Source organism: Campylobacter novaezeelandiae, assembly GCF_004323845.1.
Classification (GTDB): Bacteria; Campylobacterota; Campylobacteria; order Campylobacterales; family Campylobacteraceae; genus Campylobacter_D; species Campylobacter_D novaezeelandiae.
On the sequence record NZ_QPGR01000010.1, the window covers coordinates 1 to 18,187 of the forward strand.

Genomic DNA, 18,187 nt, shown 5'->3' on the forward strand with positions numbered 1-18,187 from the left:
TTATCGTGCCATTTTGCAAAAATACACCTGTTGAAACTTCTGTAAAATTAGAAGGTTCTCTAGTTCCTACATTTTTTATAGTTCCTCTATTTACTAAAGTTTGGACTGTTCCATTATTTATATTTATAGCTCCAAAATCACTCTTTCCTTGAATAATTCCACTGTTATCATTGGTAAAACTAGTTATAGTTGCTCCACCTCCTATATTTACACCATAACTATTATTACTTTTAATCGTTCCTTCATTTTTAAAAGTTGTAATCTCAGTATTACCAATATAAATAGCTTCACCATTATTAGAACTTATAGTTCCTTTATTGCTAAAGTTATTGATTGTAGATTTGCTACTATCTGTTCCCCAAACTACCACTCCAAATTTAGAAGAATCATTTCCTATGATACCACTATTTTCAAATGTTTGAATAGTAGCTCCACCACTATTATTTACTCCTACTTGAACACTAGAAGTACCACTTCCACCTTGAAGTGTTCCTTGATTTAAAAAGGTAGAAGTTGAAGAGCCTTGAGTGAAATTTACTGCTTGACTGTTGCCACCTGAAACTATAACTGAACCGCTACTTCCTATAACAAGAGTATTGCCAGTGCCAGTTACAGTATGAGTATTACTTAAAGATTGATTTATAGTAGTGTTAGTGTTTTGATAAACACTAGCTGATTTAGTTTTTGAATTTGCTTCACTATAAGCTTTTACATTAGAATTATCTGCATAAGAATAAGAACTTAAAAAAGAAATTGCAACCAAAGAAAGGGCTAATTTTTTTGAAGAAGAATGACTTTTTTTCAATTCCCCCCCCCCTAATGTTTCTTTTTTAAATAAACTATTTTTTTGTCGACCCATTAATTAAACTCCTTTTGTTTATTTTTTTTAATTTTGTTTTTAAAAGGGAAATAAAAATAAATAGTAATAAAATCTAAATTAGATTTTTGGAATAATAAAATATTTTTAATTAAATTCTTATTAATAATAATTATTAATTCATTTTTTTTTTTTTTTGATATTGTTTTATTAAGATAAAAGATATAGATTAAAAATTAAAAGAATAATGGTTATAGTTTTAATCTATATCATAACAAGTCGTATTAAATGCAAATCCTCGCCTTGTGTGATTTTATATTCTATACTTTTACATTTAGGACATTTAAAAACATTTTCATCTAAAATACTCATTTGATTGCATTTTAGACATAAAATTTCAAGTGGTGCGAGTTCTATAAAAAGTTTAGCATTTTTGCAAAAACTTGAGTTTTCCTTAAAGCTTTCAAAACAACGCTTAAAAAGATCTACTTCTATACCGCTTAAACGCCCTATTTTTACATAAATTTCTTGTATGCTTTTGGCGTTATTGTTTAAGGCGTTTTCTTCGCAAAGCGTGATTAAAGATTCTATGATACTTAATTCGTGCATTAGCAAATTCTTGGTAAAAGTTCGCCTTTTGGGCTTTCTAAAAAGCGTTTAGCTCCATAAGCGTTTTGTAAAATCACACGTGCTTTTTGTTCTTTTAAAACTTCGCCTATGATAGCGGCGTTTTTGTTGTATTTTTTAAGAATTTCTAAGGCTTTTAACTCATCTTCTTTTTCTACGCAAAGTATAAAAGTGCCCTCATTTGCAAGCTCATACGGCTCATAGCCAAAAAGCTCACAAAGACCTAAAACTTCATCTTGCACAACAATTTTTTCTTCAAAGATTAATAAATCATTCCCGCTTTGTTTTGCCCACTCATTTAAAACCGCACTAAGTCCGCCTCGTGTTGCATCACGCATGGCTACAACTTTTATATTTTTTTCTAAAAGCTCTAAAACTTCTTTATCTAAAGCCTTACAATCGCTTTTGATACTGGCTTCTAGGTTATTTCTTTTAATCAAAACACTAGCTCCGTGTCTTCCTATGTCACCTGAAAGAAGTATACTAAGCCCTGCTTTGATATTTTTGCTTTCTTTTTTAGCAATGATTTCGCCTAGGGCTGTGGTGTTGATATAAATTTCATCGCCTTTGCCTTTAGGAACAACTTTAGTATCACCACAAACTAAAATTACGCCACATTTTTCACACTCTTTTTTAATGCTTTTTAAAATGCGTTCTAATTTTTCAAATTCAAAACCTTCTTCTAAAATAAGTCCTAGGCTTAGATATTTTGGCTTAGCACCCACCATCAAAACATCATTAATAGAGCCACAAACACAAAGTTTGCCGATATTAATCTCATTATCTAAAAAAATAGGACTTAAAACAAAAGAGTCCGTGCTTAAGGCCAAATCGCCCAAAATCGCCGCGTCATTGTTTGAGTTTAAAATTTCATTATCAAAAATCTTAAAAAGCTTAGTTAAAAGCTCATTCATCTCTTCTCCACCACCCCCATGGGCTAAGGAAATATTTTTCATACATTCACCTTTGAGTATTTATAATACGCTGCACAAGCTCCCTCACCTGAAACCATACAACTTCCTATAGGATTTCTTGGAGTACAAGCCTTGCCAAAAACTTTACAATCATAAGGCTTAGCTAAACCTCTTAAAATTTGCCCACAAATACAAGCTTTGTTTTCATTTTTGCTTTGCACTGTGCAATCAAATTTTTTGCTCGCATCATAGGCGCTAAATTCTTCTTTTAGCTCTAAGCCTCCATCTTTAATAAGTCCTAAACCACGAAATTCAAAATCGCAGACTTGAAAATATTTTTTAACCAAATTTTGCGCTTTAACATTACCCTCTTTACTTACAGCTCTTTTGTATTGATTATACACTTTAAAAGTGCCTTCGTTACTTTGTTTTATGATATTTAAAATACTTTCTAAAATATCTACTGGCTCAAAACCACTCACGGCTATTGGGGTTTTAAATTTGGTAGCTATTGGCTCATAAATGCCATAACCTGTAATCACACTTACATGAGAAGGGCCTAAAAAAGCATTGATTTTTACATTTTCATCGCTCATAATTGCTTCTATGGGTGCTGGAACGGTGATGTGATTGATATGAAAAAAAACATTTTTTAAATTTTCTTCTATCACTTTTTCGATGAGTAAAGCACTCATAGGCGTAGTTGTTTCAAAACCTATAGCAAAAAAAATGATGGTTTTATCTAAATTTTTTTTAGCTATCTCTAAAACTTCAAGCGGAGAGTAAAGTGCCCTAATATCAGCTCCTTTAGCCCTTAAATCAAGCAAAGAAAACTCACTTCCAGGCACTCTTAAAAGATCGCCTAAAGTGCAAAAAATCGTATCTTTCATCGAGGCAAGTTTAATGGCTGTATCAATGCGAGTTCTTGGCATAACACAAACTGGACAGCCAGGTCCGTGGATAAAGTTAATCTCTTTTGGCAGGATGGAAGGTAGGGCATATTTCATAATGCTATGTGTATGGCCACCACAAATTTCCATGATATTAATAGGATTTTTAAGCTCTTGTTCTATGAGTTTTTTTAAGGCTAGAATGCTTTGTTTGTCTCTAAATTCATCGATAAAATTCATTTAAACCCAAATCCCCTTCATCGCTTTTTATCTCTTCGCTATTCATTTTTTCTACTATTTCTTGATAGGTTTTAATACTCTCTAATGCAGCTTCTTTGTCGATTTTTTCCATGGCAACGCCTACATGGATCAAAACATAATCACCCTGTTTTAAAGGCTCATCAATCAGATCTAAATTTACTTTTCTTTTCACGCCTAAGGTTTGCACTAAGGCATTATTTAACTCATCGATTTCTAAAATTTCAGAAGGTATGGATAAACACATTAAAAAAGCTCCTTTTTAAGTTTAAGCACTTTATACCAAAGATCCATATTGGTGCCATTTTTTGCATCAAGAACGATGATATCAGCTCTAGGGCTTAATTCTTTGATAAGTCTGCTTGCTTCTTTTGTATCAAAGTCAAAATGGTGTGCTAGATCTGCTTTTGTGATTAAAACAATATCTGCTTTTTTAAACATCACTGGATATTTTTGTGGCTTATCGCTACCCTCCGTTACAGAAAGCAAAACTACGTTTATATGTTCTCCTAAATCATAGCTTGCAGGACAAACTAAATTTCCTACATTTTCTATAAAAAGCAAATCTATATCTTTGATATCTAAATGATGCAAGGCTTCATGCACCATAAAGGCATCTAAATGACAGCTTTGTCCTGTGGTGATTTGATATGCTAAGGCTCCGGCATTTTTTACCCTTAAAGCGTCGTTGTTGGTTTCTAGATCTCCTTCGATTACAGCGATTTTAAACTCATCTTTTAAAGCCTTGATGGTATTTTCTAAAAGCGTGGTTTTTCCGCTACCTGGGGAACTCATTAGATTGATACAAAGAGTATTGGCTTCGTTAAAATGGGCTCTATTATGCCTAGCTTCTTCGTCATTTTTGCTTAGAATTTTTGAAATTACTTCTACGGTTTTGCTTTCTTTTAAGCTTGGATTTTCATGATGATGATCATGCGTATGGGTTGAATTTATAGAACAGCCACAGTCTTTACACATTTTATTTCCTTTATAATTTTTATCTCATTTTAACTTTAAAAGCATTAAAAAATTATGAGTTTTTAGAATGTTTTGTTATTTTTGCGAATTTAAATAATGCACCATTTGCCCTAAGGCTATAGAACTATCATTGCAAGGAAATTTCAAAGGCACAAAAAAGTTAAAATTTTTAGCTTTTAAGATTTCAAGCAAGGTTTTGTTTTGAAAAACTCCACCACTTAAAAGCACTTTTAAATCATAATCTTTACTAAATTCTATGATAAAATTTGCTAAAGCATTAAACATGCCCGTAATAGCCTTACTTTTTTCATCTTGTAAGGCTCCTAAAATCAAACTTTTAAAATTAATATGTCCTTTTTCTATAAAAAGCTTGTAAGAAAAATCAAGATTTTTATCGTAAAAGGCTTCACACATCAAGCCAACTTGGGCTTCATAAGAGCTTTTTTCTAAGCTAAAAACAATGCTTCCAAAAGCATCGATGATACGGCCTAAAGAACTTGTTTGCAAGTTAGAAGATGAATAAATTTTTTTAAGATTTTCAAGTTTTATTTTTGGAATTTTTGCTAAAAATTCTTTGGCTTCATTTTCTAAATCATAATGCCAAATCAAACTTAGGGCTAAATTTTGTATGTTTTTAATATCGCTATTTATAAGAGTGAAATTTTCAAAATGCGTCATTCTTTTATAGTTTTTTAAATTTCCTATAAAAACTTCCCCGCCCCAAATTTTACCATCTTCTCCATAACCTGTTCCATCACATATAAAGGCTAAGACTTTTTCATCTTTTGAAAATTCTTTTTCGTATTCAAAATAAGCCGCACAAAAATGCGCGTAATGATGAGGAATTTTAATCTTGTTTTTAAATTCTTTTACATAGCTAAAATGAGGATGTTTATCGCACAAAATCGCATCAAATTTTAAATCATAATTTTGCTTAAAAAATTCCAAAAGGTTAAAAAATCTCTCGTGCACCTCAACGCTTTTTAAATCCCCTATATAAGGAGAAATTAAAAGCTTATTTTCATAAAAAATTACAAATTCATTCTTAAGTTCAGCACCCAAAGCCAAAAAAGTGCCTTTTTTATTAAAATTTCTTTCTAAATAAAAAGGGTTTAACCCTCTTGAAGTGCGTAAAAACATAGTTTTTCCATTTACAATTTGGGCAATAGAATCATCACTTGCATTGACAATTTCTCTATCATAATCTAAATAAAAATCAAAAACTTTATCAAGTTTTTGACACAAATTAAACTCATCTTTAATAATACTTTCTCCGCTTAAATTCGCACTTGTTGCTACAAGACTTCCTTTAAAATACTCAAAAAGCAAAAGATGCAAAGGCGTATAAGCTAGCATAATACCGATTTTATCAACATCAGGTGCGATTAAAGAAAAGGCTTTTTTTGCCTTTAAAATTACAATAGGAGCTAAAACTCCATTTAATAAGGCTTCTTCGTTTTCATCTATAAAGGCAAGTTCTTTAGCACTTTTTAAATCTTTACACATCAAGGCGAAGGGTTTTTTAGGGCGATTTTTCCTAAGTCTTAAGGTTTTTAATGTCTCTTCATTAAAGGCATCGCACATCAAATGAAAACCACCCATACCTTTAATAGCTAGGATTTTACCTTCTTTTAAAAATTTTGCACTTTGTATAAAAGCTTCTTTATCTTTGGCTAAAATTTCACCCTTTTTATTTTTAAGAAAAACACTAATTTTGCATTTAGGACAACTTATAGGCTGAGCGTGAAAACGTCTATTTTTAGGATCTTCATACTCATTTTTGCAAAACTCACACATAATAAAATCTTGCATAGAGGTATTTACCCTATCATAAGGGAGACTTTTTATAATGCTAAAACGTGGCCCACAATGCGTGCAGGTGATAAAAGGATATAAAAAACGTGGATTTTTTTCATCAAAAAATTCTTTTTTGCATTCTTTACAAAGTGCAAAATCACTAAGCATAGGAGTGGTTTTTGCATTTTCTAAAGAAGAAGTAATACTAAAATTTGTATAGCTTGAAATAGGAATTTGAGTATATGTAAGCTGATCTATCCTTGCTAAAGGTGGGAGATGATTTTTTAAGCTTTGTATGAAATTTTCGCATTCTTCTTGGGTGCAAGAAAGGATAATCTCTACTCCAAAACCATCATTTCTTACCTCGCCAAAAAGTTTAAATTTCAAAGCTAGTTCATAGACTAAGGGGCGAAAACCCACTCCTTGGACTAATCCTGAAATGTTGATTTTATATCCTAAGTGGCACATTGCTTAACTTACAATCTCTAATATGTTTTAAAACATTTTCAAGCAAACTTTTATGTTCAAATAAGCTACCGCTAATTAACACAATTTCAGCCTTTTTTTCTTGTTTTAATTCATCATAAAAATCACGTAAAAAATACGACAAACTTTCAACCACTCCATAAGAAATATCTTGAGCGCTAACTCCAGCCAACATAAAACTCATCACAGAACGCAAAGTTCTTATAAAATCAAATTCTTTATTATCATTTAACTTAAAATCAATCTTAACACCTCTAGATAATCTTGATTGATCGCTTAATGCAAGCAAGTTTTGCCCTGCTTCTTTAAAATCTTGGCTTAAATTTAATATTCTGCCCACAATGCACAGCAAAGAAAAGAAATTATTTTTACTTTCAAATTTTTCGTCTAAAAGCTTAAATTCTTTTTGAAAATTCTCCAAAAGTCTTTTTCCTGTAGGATCGTTTTCAAGCTCGCTATATATATTTTTTGAGTGATCGGGCAAAGTAATTTTTAATAGATTAAATTCTTTATTTAGCAATAAAATATCATCGCATTCTTTACTAAGCTCTAAAATTAAACTTTTTTGCTTAAAACGCGAAGCAAGATAAGAAATCCTTGCCATATTTTTATCATCTTTGGCAAAAATTAAATCTTTAATTTTAGAATGCACAAATTCAAACCCTTCCAATACAACAAATTTATCTTTAATATTTAGTATTTTAAAATCGTCCATAAAACTCTCATTTTTTTTAAATGATAGAAAATGAAAATTTTCCTTAAAAAGCTCATGAGTTAAAGCAAATAAAAATATATCTTCAGCAAGTTTTAAAAAGAATTTATCAATTTTTAAATCATATTTTTGTCTAAATAACGCATTTAATCTAAGAGCCAATAAAGGCTTTTCAAAACTTGCTAAAAATTTTAACTGCTCATTAGAACATACAAAAATAGAAGAAATAGCCTTAACATCACAAGGCATTAAAAAATCTTCTTTAAATTCTTTATCAAAAAGATAAAAAGTATAAATACCTTTATGATTTTTCATCCAAACTTTTTCGCGTTTTTTAATAATATCTAGTGTTTTTAAAAGCAAAGAGTGAAAATTGCTTTTATTAACTTTTTCAAAATTTTTACCATCAAAAGAAAGTGAAATTTCGCAAAATTTTCCCCATTCGTTTTCGGCTAAGATATTTTTTTGTACATAAGCATTAGAATTTAAAAAACTTAAAGAAGCGTAGTTTTCTAAATTTTGCTTTTGTTTATACGTGGGTTTAAAATCTTTTGCTTCTTTTACTTCAAATCCTGTTAAAAATATACTATGGGATATATTATTAAAACAATTACAAAAATCGCTTAATTTATCAGGATCTGCTTTTATTTTAAGAATATATTCTTCATCATTGATTGATATATCATAAATATAATCTTTTGCATAAAAATTAAGCAAATGCTCAAAAACATCATTATCACCTATATAATTAAATTTAAATTCTAAAACCAATTTTTATCCTTTTTTGTTTATTTAAATTCCATTTCTCTTTCTCTAAAGTCTGGCATAAATTTATATAAAAAATCATAAAATTCCTTGCTATGATTTGGATATTTAATATGACTTAACTCGTGCAAAATGACATATTCTATAGCTTTTAAACTCTTTTGCAAAAGTTTTAAATTTAAATTAATATAGGCTTTATTGTGATTACAAGATCCCCAACGTGTTTTCATATTTTTAATGCTTAAATGTGTAAAATTAACCCCTATTTTTAAAGACCATTTTTTAAGATAAAAAGTAAAAATCTTTTTAGCATTTTGCCTTAAAAATAAATCTAATTTTACTTTACTTGGAGTGATAATACCATCTTTATCAAAATAAGTTTTTTTAGCATTTTCATCAAAAATAATTTTATATTTTTTAGCTAAAAAAATTAACTCATCTTCTTTTAAGGCCTTTTGATAAAATCTTTTTTTAGCCTCGCTTATCCAAGAGCTTGATTTATCTAAAAACTCATAAACATTTTTAAAAGTGCAAAAATAAGGGATACTAAGAACAAACTCACCCCTTTCATTTAGCCTTAATCTTAAACTTTTTATACGTTTTTTAGCATAAAAATAACACTCATCTTTATAAATAAAAGATTTTAAACTAGAACTTTGCCTTGCCACTTTTTACTTTTCCATCTGTATGAATTTACCATTCCACGCAAAAACTCATCCGCACAAAATCCTATCCAAATTCCTAAAATTCCAAGATTAAAATGAAAACAAAGCACATAACCCACAGGCAAAGACACACCCATCATAAAAACAAGTCCACTAAAAAATGGAAATTTCGCATCACCACTTGCACGTAAAGAATTTACCATAACTATATTAAAAGTGCGTGAAATTTCAAGAAAGATTGAAAGAACAAATAAAGGTATCATTAAATTTTTTAACTCTTCTTTTAAACCTAAAGCTTGCATAGTAAAATCTTGACAAAGATAGTTTAAAAGTGCTACCAAAGCACTCGCTACCACGCTAAAATACAAAGCACGCCAAGCATGTTTATAAGCGATATTTTCATATCTTGCACCGACTAATTTACCCACTATAATTTCATTAGCTATACTTGTAGCTTGTCCTATAAGCATAATAAGCATTGAAATTTGAAAATAAATCGTTTGCACAGCTAAACTCGCCTCACCTAAGCTTGCCACAAAAGCAAAGGCTATAGTGTATTGCACTATCCACAAAAGATTTTCTCCCGCTGAAAATCCGCCTATATTTAAAACTTTTTTTAAAACTTTTTTTTCAAGTTTTATCATTTCTTTGATTTTAAGATGAATTTTAAGCTTATAAAAAAGTATCACAAGTAAAGCCACTATAGCAACAATGCGTGCAAAAATATTGCTAAGTCCTACTCCAAAAAGTTCTAATTTTGTATAATGTAAAACATAATAATTTCCCCCAATCACCACTATATCCACCAAAAAGCCTATAAACATCACCCAATAAGCCATATTATAAACCCTTACAATGGCTGCTAAAACAATGCCTATGGCGTCAAAAAACAAACAAATTGCGAGCATATGCAAATAAATTTCACTGTCTTTAAGCAGTTCTTGTGGGATTTTTAAAAGATAAAGCAAATACTCCCCATGCCATAAAATAAGCGCGCCACACACAAAGCCTAAAAGTGCATTTAAAAACAAACTTTGATGGATCACTTTTCTTGCTAAAATATGATCTTTTGCCCCAATAGCCTGAGCTATCACTACACTACAACCCACGCTTAAAAACGAAAAAATGATAATAAAAAGATCTAAAATTTGATTTCCAGCCCCCATAGCACCCACAAGAAAATTAGAATAATGTGACACCATAGCAGTATTGATAATCACCGTTAAATATTTAGAAAGCAAGTCCCAAAATATAGGAAAACTAAGTCTTGTTAAGGAAAATTGTTTTTTTGCCATGATTATTCTTTTAAAAAGCCGTATTCATAAATTTTTGGTTCTAGCTTTTTGGCTAAAGCATTTAAAGCTGTGTTTAAATCACTAAGCAAAGCTTTATAATGCTCATCTTTTGCCTTGGAAGGACGATTCATCTTGCCTTTTTCATCTCTGCCTTGAAAAAATTCTTTTATATCATAAAGCGAAGCATTTACTAGATAGTTTTTATCTTCGCTATGGGTATGATAGTATTTAAAAAGTTCTTTTCCGGCTTTTAAAAGTTCATTTGCTTGGGAGCTAAATTCTATCTTTGTTAATTCATCATCAAAAAGCGAGTTTTCATCTTTTATCTTGCCCTTTATAAATTTATACATAAAATCACTCTTAAAAGCTTCTTTTGTGATACCTAGTTCTTTTTCGCTAAAAGGTATGAAATGATTTATGCCTTCTTTAGAGCTTATGCGATTTTGTCCATGAAAGAGCATAAAAGCTAAACAATCACTTTTAAATTCATCATCTTTATCGTATAGATTATTTGGATATAAAAACTGATCCCTATCATTTATCCAAGTAGCTACTATAGTGTGACGCACTGAAAAATATATAGCTACATTAGTGATATTTTCATTGATATCTTGAAAAATTAAATGCACATTTCTTTTTTTTATTTAAAATTGCAATATGATTATTTTGTTGAAAATCAGGTGCATCAGCCATTAATACACCTATATTATTATCATCTTTTTTATTAAATGTTCTAAGCCACTTATTGATACTTTCTTTTTTATCATTATAAAAATACTTCACTCCTAAAAAATTTCCATTTTCATTAAATATATCAAGTTTTATTTTTTTAATTTCTTCTTTTTTACTCATATCCCATATCAAAAATCCTATGGGAAAATTTCCTTTTACATTATCAAAAGTATAAGAAGGTGTTATAAAACCTTTTAAAAATTTAGCCTTAAAACTCTCTCTAAATTTGGTAAAATTTGTAGAATTGACATATTTTAATTTAGAAAAGCTAGCTAGTATGGCTCCTTCAATCTCGCAATAAATTCTTATAAAAAACTGTGCAAAAAGTTCATTTCTAGCACTACTTAAAATATCTTTATATTTTTCATAAACATAATTATCAAGGCTCACACCAACTTTGTGTTTTTTTGTTCCGGACATAGTAGCTGTTGTCCCAGCTTCCGCATAAGGTGGATTGATAAAGATTATTAGTTTTTTGCGTTTATTTTCATCTTTTAAAATTTCTTGCAAATTTAAAGGTAATTTTGATTTTTTGATGATTTTACCCCTATCATCTACCTCATCAAAAAATTCATCATTTAAAAAGTCAAACTCAAAAACATGATTTTCAAATAAATTCGCACCATTTTTGATACGCTCATGTATGACATCTATATCAGCTTTATCAAGAGTGGAGCAAAAAATATTTTTTGCATTGGTAAAATTAGCTAGTAAATTCCCTGTTCCACCAGCTAAATCCCATATATAATACTCCTCTTCATAATTTTCACCAAAAGTTTTTGATAAATACTCACAAGCTTTATCCACCCAAATTCTTGGAGTAAAAAACGCTCCTTTTCTCTCTCTTATATCTTGATCTACAAGTAAATCTCTACGCTTTATAATATAATCCCAAAATTCTTTTCTTGGGGGACGCTCATAAATCGCCCAAAATTCATGATGAGCTTTTTGATTATCCTTAAACGAAGTGCGTTCGTTAATGATAGAGCCTAAATGGCTTTTTGTTTTGTTAAATTCATAATAATCTTTTTTAAGAATAGCAAATAAATTTTGACTGATAGTTTCATTTTCATTTGAAAGTAAATCAGCCAAATAAAAATCAGCATCTATAATCCCACTTTCTTTAGCCAAATTCCAATCAATACTGATGGTATCTTTAACCATTTTGTTCCATTTGTGATAAATACTTACAAAATTGTTTTTATCGATTTTAAATTTGCTTATATTTTCACTCGTAAGATTTTCTTTTATGAAATTTTTTAATTCTTCATCATTTTTTTCATAATAAAAAATTTGTGCTGTATTTAAAATGCTATCTAGTTCTTTTAGAAGTTTTAAAAACTGCTCACTTTTATGATTGCTAGGTGTTACGCTAAAGTCTATATCGCTTTGATAAAAAATTTCTTGCAAGGAAGAAAAGGGTAAAAAGGCTATCTTTTCAGCGTCAAAAGCACAAAGTAAATTTGGAGTTTGCTCTGTATAAAATTTATACTTTCCTATGGTAAGCACAAGCTGAACAAAAGACTTTTTAAGCTCACTTTTTCCTTGTTTGGCTTCAGCCCAAAGTAAATTAACTTCACCTAAAAGTCCTAAATTCTGAGTGATACAAAAATCAATCTTAGTACCTACATAATTAAACTTAGAAAAATACAAATCCTTAATCTTACTTTTTAAAGGTTCTTCGCTAAGTTTTAAAAGCTCCTTAAACAAATCATATCCTTAAAAAATATTTTAAAGACATGATTTTAATAAAAATTCACTTGTTTTTGTATAAAGCTTAATCAAAAACGCTATTTAAAAGGTAAGCCTTAATAAAAGAATTTATTCATAATATATTAAGATATCTTTAAGACATAAAATCTGTGCTTAAAAATTTATTTTATTTTTAAAAAAATCACTATATTATTATAAGATAAAATTTAAAATTAAGAAAGGTTTTAATGCTTTTAAAAGAAGTTGTAAAATTACTAAATGAACAAATCAACAAAGAAATGTATGCATCAAATTTGTATTTAAGTATGAGTTCTTGGTGTTATGAAAATAGTCTTGATGGGGCTGGACTTTTTTTATTTAATCACGCAAGTGAAGAAAGCGAACATGCAAAACGTTTAATCACTTATTTAAACGAAACAGATTCTCATGTTGATCTTAGAGAAGTTAAGCAACCTGAACAAAATTTTTCTTCTTTGCTTGATGTATTTGAAAAAACTTTTGAGCACGAACAATTTATTACAAATTCTATTAATTTTTTAGTAGAGCAAATGTTGCATTACAAAGATTATTCAACTTTTAATTTTTTACAATGGTATGTAAGTGAACAACACGAAGAAGAGGCTTTATTTAGAGGTATAGTTGATAAGATTAAACTTATCGGAAATAATGGCAATGGTCTTTATCTAGCAGATCAGTATATAAAAAATTTAGCACAAGCTAAAAAATAACTTTATTGTCGATAAAAAATGACTTTTTTTTCTTTAGAATTTAGCATTTTAATATCGGCTTTTTTTATAATCTATTGGATCTTTAAAAAATACTATAAAATACAAAATATTTTAGTTTTATTGTTTAGTTATTTAGTTTATACTCTTATCAATCCTTATTTTGCTTTGATTTTATTGATTTATACTTTTTTTATCCATTATTTTGCTTTGCTTATTTTTACAAGAGAAAAAAAATATATTCTTTTTATTTCAATCATATCTGTTATTTTAAATCTTTGTTTTTTTAAATATTTTTCAGATATTAAAGATAGTTTAAATATTGTTTTTAATTATTTAGGATTTGATTTTTTAAATATCGATATTATTTTTCCAATAGGCATTAGTTTTTATACTTTTAATTCTATTACTTATCTTGTTAGCGTTTATAAAAAACATAAGGTTGAAAGCTTTATTAATCTTGCTATTTATCTTAGTTTTTTTCCAACTTTGCTTTTAGGTCCTATTATGAAAAGCGAGTTCTTTTTTAATCAAATCTTTAAAAAAAGAAAATTTGGCAATATAGACTTAATTTTTGTTTTATTATTGTTTGGAATTTTTAAAAAAGTATTTTTAGCAAATTACTTAGAAATTTATTCTAAGGGTATTTTAGATGATCCTCAAAATTATAGTTTTTTAGAACTTTTAAGCGCTATTTATGCTTATGCTTTGCAGATTTATTGTGATTTTAGCGGATATATAGATTTAGTTAGTGCTTTTGCCTTAATGCTTGGTTTTAGCATTCCTATTAATTTTAATATGCCTTATTTGGCAACAAATTTAAAAGATTTTTGGTCAAGATGGCATATAAGTCTTTCTAATTTTATAAAAGAATACATTTATATTCCTTTAGGGGGAAATAAAAAAGGGATTTTAAGAACATATCTCAATATTATAATTGCTTTTTGTCTTTCAGGAATTTGGCATGGAAATACAATTAATTTTCTTATCTGGGGCTTATTGCACAGCTTTGGCGTGATATTTAATCACATATCACTTTTTAAACTTAAAAAATTTCCTTTTATAGCAAGATTTGTAACCTTTCATTTTGTGTGCTTTACTTGGATATTTTTTTATTATCCAAATTTAGAAGATAGTTTTGAATATTTAAAAATTTGCTATAAAAATTTCTTTTTACTTCCTGATTATGAAACTTTTTATGTGCTGATTGTTTTTTCTATTCTTTTTATAATTTATCCATCTTTTAGAAATTATCAAAAAAATTGCACTCGAATTTTAGAAGCAACACCACTAATATTAAAACCAATTATAATAGCCTTTTTATTGCTCTTAATTTTTACTTTTATCCCTAATGAAATTCCAAATTTCATTTATTCGAGTTTTTGATGAATATTTTAAAATTTTTGTTTGTATTGATTTTTAGTTTTTTCTTAGTCGTTTTAGTAATGAATGAAAGCATTAGTTCTTATTTAGAACAAAAATATCATCTTATTTTCTATCCGCAAAATGCCATATTAAAACAGGCAAATTCCTTAAAAGTCAAATTAGAAGAAATTAAAAATATTATTATTAACCAACAAAATACACTTAAGGATACACTAGATAATGATAATGTTATTTTAGAGGATAATAATTCAAAAGAACTCAATGCATCAAATTATCTAGAACAAACAAATTTTGATATAGTCAAAGACAATAATTTAACAAAAAATTTAGAGCCTATCATTTATATAAATCCTAAAGAAGATGGCTTTTTATTTATAGGGGATTCTTTGATGCAAGGAGTTGCCATCTCTTTAAATAAAGATTTAAAAAATTTAGGCATAAAAACCATAAATCTTAGTAAGCAAAATACAGGACTATCTTATAAATCATATTTTAATTGGGCAAATACCACAAAAACAACCTTGCAAAAAAATCCAAATATTAAATATTTAGTTGTTTTGTTGGGCGTAAATGACCCTTGGGATATTAAAAAAAATGGAATTTATCATCATTTTAACTCCTCATCTTGGCTTAAAATTTATACTCATAGAGTGCAAGAACTTATAAGCATTGCTAAAAAATACAATGTAAAAATATTTTGGTATGAAATTCCTCCTGTAAAAAAAGAAGATTTAAATAAAAAAATTATTATATTAAATAATATTTATCAAAATATTGTGACAAATAATGATGAAATTTTTATTCCGACTAAAACATTTTTTAGTTATGAAAATAAATTCTCAACTTATATCAAAGATGAAAATAATAAAAGCATTAAAATAAGAACAGATGATGGGATCCATTTTACACCAACAGGCGCTAAAAAAATGTCAGAACTTCTTATGCGTTATATAAAAATCAAGGGCGAAAATGATTAAAAATATTATTATTTTTATAGTTTGTTCTTATGTTTTTTTAAATGCTGTATCACTAGATACTAGAAATTGCATTAGTAATTATGTAGATAACAAATCCTTAAAACTACTCAAACAAAAAATTAAAGAAAATAAAAATCTAGGAGTTAGAATTTATGGAGATTCTCATATAGCTGCAGATTTTTTTCCTAATACTTTAAGAAATTTATTATTTAAAACAAATGCATTAGGTTTTGTTTATGCCGTTCAGCCAAAATATCAACAAAACTCAAATTTAATTTATGAATTTAAAAATTTTGAAATTCTAAGCTCTAAAAATCTCAAAAAAAATATTAATTATCCATTGGGAGGAGTTATAGCAAATGCTTTAAAAAAAAATGCTTATATTATCCTTGATACAAAATTAAACCCTAAAAAATTTAATGTGGGTTTTATTTTTAAAAGCCCATCTAATGATGATGCCTTTATAATCAAAGACGAAAATAATAAAACCTATAAACTAAAAAGCAAAAAAAATAAATGGTCTTATAAAGAAATAGAGCTTGATTTTCCTTTTAAAATCACCGCTTTAACCAAAAATGCAAAGCTTGGTGGATATATAATTTATAACAAAAACAAAAATAATCTTTTTTTGGATACTCTTGCTATCAATGGAGCAAAAAGCGATCTATGGAAGGAATGGAATTTAAACATAAGCAAAGAAGAGCTTAAAATTTTAAAACAAGATTTGATTATACTTGCTTATGGAACCAATGACGCTCTATATGGTAAATTTGATAAAAAAACATTTAAACAAGATTTTAAAAAACTGATTCAAATTTTAAAAAAGATTAATAAAAATGCTGTTTTTATGATAATCTCTCCACCAACCATAAAAGAATCAAACTCACATTTTTTTACCATAAGAAAAAGTCTTTATGAAATTGCAAAAGAAGAAAAAACTTTAATTTTTGATATGCATCAATTTATGAAAGATAACAAAGGAAAAGATTATTGGATAAAACAAAAACTTTCATTAAAAGATGTGCATTTAAGTGTTAAAGGCTATGAGATTATGGCCAAAAAAATGTATCAAGATCTTATAAATACCCTTAAAACTATCCATTAGTAGTATCATAATAGATAGTTGTAATTTGATAATATGAATTAATAATTGATAAAAGATTAAATTTAGCCCTTAAATAATCTTGCAGTGAAGAATTTAGACTATTTTTCGCATCTAAATAATCCTTAAGTTCACTTTTGCCCAGTTCATATTTTTGTAAATAAGCTTTAGTAATTTGCTCTTGTTTTAAATTAATTTTTTTAAGATTATTTAATATTTGAATAGTATTTTCATAATCCTTGGAATAATATACAAATTCATTAATAGCACTTTGTAAAACTTGCTCATATTCAAAAACTAAAACTTTATAAGAATACTCAGAAATTTTAATATTTTTCTTTAACCTTGCATAATCTAAAAAAGGAAGAGAAATTTTAATATTGCCATCTAAAAAAGAAAATTTAAAACTTTCATCAAATTTTTCATCACTTCCACTAAAACTTGCACCCAGTGAAATAGCAGGAAACATGGATTTTTTTACGCTAGAATAATCCTTAAATGCCGCTTTTAAATTATTTAATTTAGCCAAAACATCTGGCCTATAAAATAAAGCATTTAAAGGGATATTAAAATTCACATTTAAATCTTTAAAATCATCAAGAGATAAATTTTTAAAATATTCAAGATAAACAAAACCTTCTTGCTTTCCTATAAGATCTTTTAAATTTTTAAGCAATAATTCTTTATTTTGTTCATTAGAAAGCAAATTTTGTTTTGCTTTTAATAAATTTTGATCAATATTTAATAAATCAAGATTTTCAATTTTTCCAAGCTCATATTTAAAACTATAAAGATTTTTCATTTGTTCTAAATTTAGAATATATTCTTTTAAAAGAATGGCAACATCATTAAAATAAGCCAACTCAAAAATATTATTAATTGTAGAATTAATAATGCTTAATTTTAAACTCTCTAAATCATAAGCACTTGCTTTTGCATCAAATTCTCTTGCCTTAAATTCATCAGAAATCTTAGAATAAATATCAAGCTCATAGTTTAAATTTAAAGAATTTGAGAAATTATTTGAGTGAATTCCTTGATTTAAATTTCTTGAACTTGAAAAAGCTAAATTTGCACTTAAGGTTGGATACAAATCATAATTAATCAAATCAGCTCTAGCTAAGGCCATTAATAAATTTGTTCTAGCTACTTTAATGTCGGTATTATTTTCTAATACAAAAAAAATAAACTCGTTTAGTTTTTTATCGTTGTATAATTTCCACCATTCTTTTGTAATATTTAAATCTTTTAATTCATCTTGAGAAAGATTTTCTTCTTTTATCATAGAAATATTACTTGCACAAGCACCCAAAAAAATAAACATAAAACAAAATATTACAATTTTCAT

Annotated in this window: 14 protein-coding genes and 2 pseudogenes; 4 read left to right on the forward strand and 12 right to left on the reverse strand. The window is 27.8% G+C overall.

What is annotated here, in order from left to right:
- The 11 genes and pseudogenes from DU473_RS08335 to DU473_RS05730 form a co-directional block, all read right to left on the reverse strand.
- Positions 1-859: pseudogene (locus DU473_RS08335) on the reverse strand (hypothetical protein); the annotation flags it as partial.
- Positions 860-1,081: 222 nt separating this feature from the next.
- Entirely contained in the window at positions 1,082-1,426 is a 345-nt protein-coding gene (hypA, locus tag DU473_RS05685) for a hydrogenase maturation nickel metallochaperone HypA (protein WP_131163887.1), read from the reverse strand.
- Positions 1,426-2,400: a hydrogenase expression/formation protein HypE gene (hypE, locus tag DU473_RS05690; protein ID WP_131186687.1), complete on the reverse strand. Its 975-nt coding sequence runs from the start codon at positions 2,398-2,400 to the stop codon at positions 1,426-1,428. The genes hypA and hypE overlap by 1 nt, the downstream gene beginning before the upstream one ends.
- Positions 2,397-3,488 (reverse strand): hydrogenase formation protein HypD, encoded by a 1,092-nt coding sequence (gene hypD / locus DU473_RS05695; RefSeq protein ID WP_131163885.1) that lies wholly within the window; start codon positions 3,486-3,488, stop codon positions 2,397-2,399. The genes hypE and hypD overlap by 4 nt, the downstream gene beginning before the upstream one ends.
- Positions 3,472-3,753: a HypC/HybG/HupF family hydrogenase formation chaperone gene (locus tag DU473_RS05700; protein WP_131163884.1), complete on the reverse strand. Its 282-nt coding sequence runs from the start codon at positions 3,751-3,753 to the stop codon at positions 3,472-3,474. Before DU473_RS05700 ends, hypD begins: the two co-directional genes overlap by 17 nt.
- The gene (gene hypB / locus DU473_RS05705; RefSeq protein ID WP_131166005.1) at positions 3,753-4,484 is read right to left on the reverse strand and encodes a hydrogenase nickel incorporation protein HypB; all 732 of its coding nucleotides are present in this window, start codon (positions 4,482-4,484) and stop codon (positions 3,753-3,755) included. The genes DU473_RS05700 and hypB overlap by 1 nt, the downstream gene beginning before the upstream one ends.
- Positions 4,485-4,559: 75 nt before the next feature.
- Positions 4,560-6,749, reverse strand: a complete 2,190-nt coding sequence (gene hypF / locus DU473_RS05710; protein ID WP_131186688.1) for a carbamoyltransferase HypF — start codon at positions 6,747-6,749, stop codon at positions 4,560-4,562.
- Positions 6,730-8,250 (reverse strand): hypothetical protein, encoded by a 1,521-nt coding sequence (locus tag DU473_RS05715; protein ID WP_131186689.1) that lies wholly within the window; start codon positions 8,248-8,250, stop codon positions 6,730-6,732. The genes hypF and DU473_RS05715 overlap by 20 nt, the downstream gene beginning before the upstream one ends.
- A gap of 17 nt (positions 8,251-8,267) precedes the next feature.
- Positions 8,268-8,912, reverse strand: a complete 645-nt coding sequence (locus tag DU473_RS05720; RefSeq protein ID WP_131163880.1) for a M48 family metallopeptidase — start codon at positions 8,910-8,912, stop codon at positions 8,268-8,270.
- A complete protein-coding gene (locus tag DU473_RS05725) occupies positions 8,888-10,204 on the reverse strand; it encodes an MATE family efflux transporter (RefSeq protein WP_131186690.1) in 1,317 nt (438 codons plus the stop codon). Before DU473_RS05725 ends, DU473_RS05720 begins: the two co-directional genes overlap by 25 nt.
- Before the next feature lie 2 nt (positions 10,205-10,206).
- Positions 10,207-12,646 (reverse strand): annotated as a pseudogene (locus tag DU473_RS05730) (hypothetical protein).
- A 230-nt stretch (positions 12,647-12,876) separates the two neighbouring features.
- Here DU473_RS05730 and DU473_RS05735 point away from each other — a divergent pair.
- From DU473_RS05735 to DU473_RS05750, 4 genes are read left to right on the forward strand one after another with little or no spacing between them, the layout of a single operon-like run.
- Positions 12,877-13,377: a ferritin gene (locus DU473_RS05735; protein ID WP_131163877.1), complete on the forward strand. Its 501-nt coding sequence runs from the start codon at positions 12,877-12,879 to the stop codon at positions 13,375-13,377.
- Positions 13,378-13,395: 18 nt separating this feature from the next.
- The gene (locus tag DU473_RS05740) at positions 13,396-14,760 is read left to right on the forward strand and encodes an MBOAT family O-acyltransferase (protein WP_131163876.1); all 1,365 of its coding nucleotides are present in this window, start codon (positions 13,396-13,398) and stop codon (positions 14,758-14,760) included.
- On the forward strand, positions 14,760-15,737 hold the full coding sequence (locus DU473_RS05745) for an SGNH/GDSL hydrolase family protein (protein ID WP_131186691.1): 978 nt from the start codon (positions 14,760-14,762) through the stop codon (positions 15,735-15,737). The genes DU473_RS05740 and DU473_RS05745 overlap by 1 nt, the downstream gene beginning before the upstream one ends.
- Positions 15,730-16,842 carry a GDSL-type esterase/lipase family protein gene (locus DU473_RS05750; RefSeq protein ID WP_131186692.1) on the forward strand — a complete coding sequence of 371 codons (1,113 nt, stop codon included), beginning with the start codon at positions 15,730-15,732 and terminating at the stop codon, positions 16,840-16,842. The genes DU473_RS05745 and DU473_RS05750 overlap by 8 nt, the downstream gene beginning before the upstream one ends.
- Here DU473_RS05750 and DU473_RS05755 read toward each other — a convergent pair.
- Complete coding sequence (locus DU473_RS05755; protein ID WP_131165997.1) at positions 16,832-18,187, reverse strand: TolC family protein; 1,356 nt, start codon at positions 18,185-18,187, stop codon at positions 16,832-16,834. The genes DU473_RS05750 and DU473_RS05755 overlap by 11 nt on opposite strands.

Coding starts and splice junctions, on each gene's coding strand:
- hypA (WP_131163887.1), bottom strand. CDS start 1,426: ATGCACGAATTAAGTATCATAGAATCTTTAATCACGCTTTGCGAAGAA.
- hypE (WP_131186687.1), bottom strand. CDS start 2,400: ATGAAAAATATTTCCTTAGCCCATGGGGGTGGTGGAGAAGAGATGAAT.
- hypD (WP_131163885.1), bottom strand. CDS start 3,488: ATGAATTTTATCGATGAATTTAGAGACAAACAAAGCATTCTAGCCTTA.
- DU473_RS05700 (WP_131163884.1), bottom strand. CDS start 3,753: ATGTGTTTATCCATACCTTCTGAAATTTTAGAAATCGATGAGTTAAAT.
- hypB (WP_131166005.1), bottom strand. CDS start 4,484: ATGTGTAAAGACTGTGGCTGTTCTATAAATTCAACCCATACGCATGAT.
- hypF (WP_131186688.1), bottom strand. CDS start 6,749: ATGTGCCACTTAGGATATAAAATCAACATTTCAGGATTAGTCCAAGGA.
- DU473_RS05725 (WP_131186690.1), bottom strand. CDS start 10,204: ATGGCAAAAAAACAATTTTCCTTAACAAGACTTAGTTTTCCTATATTT.
- DU473_RS05735 (WP_131163877.1), top strand. CDS start 12,877: ATGCTTTTAAAAGAAGTTGTAAAATTACTAAATGAACAAATCAACAAA.
- DU473_RS05740 (WP_131163876.1), top strand. CDS start 13,396: ATGACTTTTTTTTCTTTAGAATTTAGCATTTTAATATCGGCTTTTTTT.
- DU473_RS05745 (WP_131186691.1), top strand. CDS start 14,760: ATGAATATTTTAAAATTTTTGTTTGTATTGATTTTTAGTTTTTTCTTA.
- DU473_RS05750 (WP_131186692.1), top strand. CDS start 15,730: ATGATTAAAAATATTATTATTTTTATAGTTTGTTCTTATGTTTTTTTA.
- DU473_RS05755 (WP_131165997.1), bottom strand. CDS start 18,187: ATGAAAATTGTAATATTTTGTTTTATGTTTATTTTTTTGGGTGCTTGT.